This is a genomic window from Rugosimonospora acidiphila (assembly GCF_039543385.1).
In the GTDB taxonomy this organism is placed as follows: domain Bacteria; phylum Actinomycetota; class Actinomycetes; order Mycobacteriales; family Micromonosporaceae; genus Rugosimonospora; species Rugosimonospora acidiphila.
Window position 1 is genome coordinate 1 of record NZ_BAABJQ010000070.1, and the last position, 4,577, is coordinate 4,577.

Below are 4,577 nucleotides of genomic sequence, written 5' to 3' on the forward strand. Positions count from 1 at the left end.
TGGAGTCGTTGGAGTTCGGTGAGCCGGTGTTGTCGGCGGTGTCGACGGTGACGGGTGAGCCGGTGGGTCCGGGGTTGTGGTCGGATCCGTCGTATTGGGTGGGGCAGGTTCGTCAGACGGTGCGGTTCGGTGATGCGGTGGTCGCGTTGGAGGGGTTGGGGGTTACGGGGTTGTTGGAGTTGGGTCCGGACGCGGCGTTGACGGGGGTGGCGCGGGAGGTTCTGGGTTCTGGGGTGACGGCGGTTGCGGCGCAGCGCCGGGATCGGGATGAGGTGGAGTCGTGGTTGACGGCGTTGGCCCGGTTGCATGTGACGGGGACGCCGGTGGAGTGGTTCACGGGTGGGCATCGGCATGTTGACCTGCCGACGTATCCGTTCGATCACCAGAACTACTGGCCCGAGATCCAACCGACGTGGACCGGCGACCGGCTGCGCTACGGCGTGACCTGGGCACCGCTCGACCCGCCCGTACCCGGGGTGCCGGCCGGCCGGTGGCTGCTGGTGCGCCCGTACCCGGGCGGCATCGACGCGGCGACGCTCGCCGCGCTCGGTCTGGACGTCGTCGAGGTCCAGGGCGGCACCGATCGCGCCGTGCTGGCCGATCGCGTGCGCGTCGCCGCCGGCACCGGCCCGATCGACGGGGTGATCTTCGCGGCCGACGGCGATGACGCCGCGACACCTGCCCGGCACGGGGTGAGCGTTCTGGCCGCGCTGGTGCAGGCGCTCGGTGACGCCGGGATCGCGGCGCCGCTATGGTGCGTCACCAGCGGAGCGGTCGGCATCGGCGAGGCCGACCCGGCCGTTCGCCCGGAAGCGGCGATGCTCTGGGGCTACGGGCGCGCGGCCGCGCTGGAAAACCCGGCGGCCTGGGGCGGCCTCGTCGACGTCCCGCCCGGCGATGACGCGCGGTCGATCCCGCAGCTGCTGGCGCTGCTCGCCACCCCGACCGATGAGGATCAGATCGCCGTACGCGAGGACGGCTGCCACGGGCGCCGGCTGGCCCGCGCGCCGATCGCCGACGAGACGGCGGTCTGGGAGCCGCGCGACACAGTGCTGATCACCGGCGGCACCGGCGCGCTCGGCGGCGAGGTGGCCCGGTGGGCGGCGGCGAACGGGGCCGCGCACCTGGTGCTCGCCAGCCGGCGCGGCGCCGACGCGCCCGGCGTGGCCGACCTGGTCGGCGACCTCGAGGCCGCGGGCGCCCGGACCACCGTCGTCGCGTGCGACCTCACCGACCCGGACGCGGTCCCGCGGCTGCTCGCCGCCGTGCCGGAGGAGCATCCCCTGTCCGCGGTGGTTCACGCCGCGGGAGCGCCCCAGGCCCAGGCGATCGCGGACACCGGCGCGGACGAACTCGCCGCTGTGCTGTCCGCCAAGGTGGACGGTGCCGAGCGGCTCGACCAGGCACTCGCCGGAACGCCGCTGGACGCGTTCATCCTGTTCTCCTCGATCGCCGCCGCGTGGGGCAGCGGAGGCCAGGCCGGGTACGCGGCGGCCAGCGCCTACCTCGACGCGCTGGCCACCCGGCGCCGCGCCCGGGGCGAGGTGGCCACCAGCATCGCGTGGGGCCCCTGGGCCGGCGGCGGCATGGCGGCCGGCGAGGACGCCCGCGACCACCTGTCCCGGCGCGGGCTGACCGGGCTCGCCACCGCGGACGCGCTCGACGCCCTGAGCCGGGCGGTCGGCAACGACGAGACCGCCGTCGTGGTGGCCGATGTGAACTGGGACCGGTTCGCGGCCACCTTCACCGCGAGCCGGCCGAGCCCGCTGCTGACCGGGCTCGTCTCGGATGCCGCGCCGGCGGCCGACAGCACCACGGATCGGGCCGAGGAGCTTCGGGTACGCCTGTCCGGAATGGGCGCCAGGGACCGGGAGGCGGAGCTGACCACCCTGGTACGCGCCGAGGTCGCGGCCGTGCTCGGACACGCCGACCCGAGCACGGTCGATCCCCGCCGCCCGTTCACCGAGCTCGGCTTCGACTCGCTCACGGCGGTGGAGCTGCGCGACGCACTCCGCTCCCGCACCGGCCTGGAACTTCCCGCCACGCTGGTGTTCAACCACCCGAACGTGGCAGCCCTCGCCGGGTACCTCGGTGGCGAGCTGGCCATCAGCGGCACCGACCCCAGGGCGGACCTGAGCCGGCTGGAGGCGTCGCTCGCGGCGGCGCCACCCGATCCGGCGGTGCAGGCCGAGGTCGCCGCCCGCCTGAAGGCCATCCTCGACCGCTGGGCCGAACCGTCCGACGAGCTCTCCTTCGACAGCGACGACGAGCTGCTGGCCTTCATCGACGCGGATCTTGGCGGGCGCTGAACCCTCGATCGACCGACCGGACCGACCCCGAGTAGGGGTCGGTCCGGCGGTGCGTTGTCCCTGCGTCGGACCGCTGGCGCGACTGCGCCGCAGGGGCCATAAGGGCTGGTCGGGGACGGTCCGGCGGCTCGGTTAGGGGTTGTCGGTCCCGGAGCCTCATTCATATCCTCGACGTGTCGGTCAGGAAGTTCTTTGTTGGCCGACCCGCGTGGTAGCTCAATTGTTGGAAGAAATCCCGGACCGTCGAAACCCTCGGGGGAACTCCATCGCAATTTCCGGGGTACTTCGCCGCGCCCTCATCCGGCTGTCGAGGTGGCATCTAAATGGCTGATGAAGCGACTCTGCGTCAATACCTCAAGCGAGTCACCTCCGATTTGCATCAGGCTCGGCAGCAGCTGCGGCAGGCCGAGACCGCAAATCGTGAGCCGCTCGCGGTGGTCGGGATGGCATGCCGCTTTCCCGGCGGTGTAACCTCGCCCGAACAATTGTGGCAACTGGTCGCCGATGGCACGGACGCCATCGGCGATTTCCCGTCGGACCGGGGCTGGGATCTGTCCGCGCTGGCCGATCCGGATCCCGACGCGCCGGGCGCGTCGGCGACGCGCCGCGGCGGCTTCCTGGACGACATGGCGGGCTTCGACGCGCAGTTCTTCGGGATCTCGCCGCGTGAGGCGCTGGCCATGGACCCACAGCAGCGGCTGCTGCTGGAGGTGGCCTGGGAGGCGATCGAGCGGGCCGGTCTCGACCCCGCCTCGCTGACCGGCACCGACACCGGCGTCTTCGTCGGCAACACCGGCCAGGACTACGCGCCGCTGCTGCGCGGCGCGGGACTGGACGGCCACGTCCTGACCGGAACGGCGACGGCGGCGGTGTCCGGCCGCATCTCCTACACCCTCGGCTTGGAGGGCCCGGCGGTCACCGTGGACACGGCGTGCTCGTCGTCGCTGGTGGCGCTGCACCTGGCCGCCCAGTCCCTTCGGCGCGGCGACTGTTCGCTCGCCCTGGTCGGCGGCGTCACCGTGCTGTCCAGTCCCGGGGCCTTCGTCGCCTTTACCCAGCAGCGCGGGCTCGCCGGTGACGGCCGGTGCAAGTCGTTCGCGCGCGCGGCCGACGGTACGGGCTGGGGCGAGGGTGCGGGCATCCTCGTGATCGAGCGGCTCGCCGACGCTCAGCGTCTCGGGCACCCGGTCCTGGCGGTGGTGCGTGGTTCGGCGGTCAACCAGGACGGTGCGTCCAACGGGCTGACGGCGCCGAACGGTCCGTCGCAGGAGCGGGTGATCACCCGTGCCCTGACCGACGCCATGCTCACCGTGGCGGACGTTGACGTGGTGGAGGCGCACGGCACCGGTACGACCCTGGGCGACCCGATCGAGGCGCAGGCCCTGTTGGCGACGTACGGCCGAGGCCGCCCCGACGGCCGGCCGCTGTGGCTCGGCTCCCTGAAGTCGAACATCGGTCACACGCAGGCCGCGGCCGGGGTCGCGGGTGTGATCAAGATGGTGATGGCGATGCGGGCCGGGGTGCTGCCGCGCACCCTGCATGTGGATGAGCCGACGCCGGAGGTGGATTGGTCGGCGGGCACGGTTCGGTTGTTGACCGAGTCGCGGCCGTGGGACGTGCCGGATCGGCCGCGGCGTGCGGCGGTGTCGGCCTTCGGGATGAGTGGCACGAACGCGCACGTGGTGCTGGAGCAGGCTCCCGCCGTCGAGCAGGCGTCCGTGGTGGATGGGGAGTTGGCTCCCGAAGATGCGGATTCGGCTGCTGTGGTCTCGGCTGCTGTGGACTCGGCTGCTGTGGGCTCGGCTGCTGTGGCCTCGTTGGTTTCGGCGACGCCTGGTGGTGTGGTGCCGTGGGTGGTGTCGGGTCGTTCGCCGGAGGCCCTGGACGCGTCTGTGGGTTCGTTGGTGGGTTGGGTGTCGGGTGATGATGCGGTGGATGTGGGTGCGGTGGGTGCGGGGTTGGTGGGTCGGTCGCGGTTTGAGTATCGGGCGGTGTCGGTGGGTGGTGACGTTCAGGAGTTGGTCGATGGTTTGCGTGGGGTGCAGGCGGGTCGGGTGGTGGGTGGTCGTTTGGTGTGGGTGTTTCCTGGTCAGGGTTCGCAGTGGGCGGGGATGGCTTTGGATTTGTTGGATGAGTCTCCGGTGTTCGCGCAGGCGATCGCTGAGTGTGAGGCGGCGTTTGGTGGGTTGGTGGATTGGTCGCTAGTTGAGGTGTTGCGGTCGGGGGTGGTGCCGGAGCGGGTGGATGTGGTGCAGCCGGTGTTGTTCG

General features: G+C 72.0%; 2 protein-coding genes. Both read left to right on the forward strand.

The annotated features are described in order from the left end of the window. On the forward strand, positions 1 to 2,309 hold a 2,309-nt coding region (locus ABEA87_RS42010; protein ID WP_345639388.1), incomplete at its 5' end, for a type I polyketide synthase. A gap of 323 nt (positions 2,310 to 2,632) precedes the next feature. Further along, on the forward strand, positions 2,633 to 4,577 hold a 1,945-nt coding region (locus tag ABEA87_RS42015), incomplete at its 3' end, for a type I polyketide synthase (protein ID WP_345639389.1).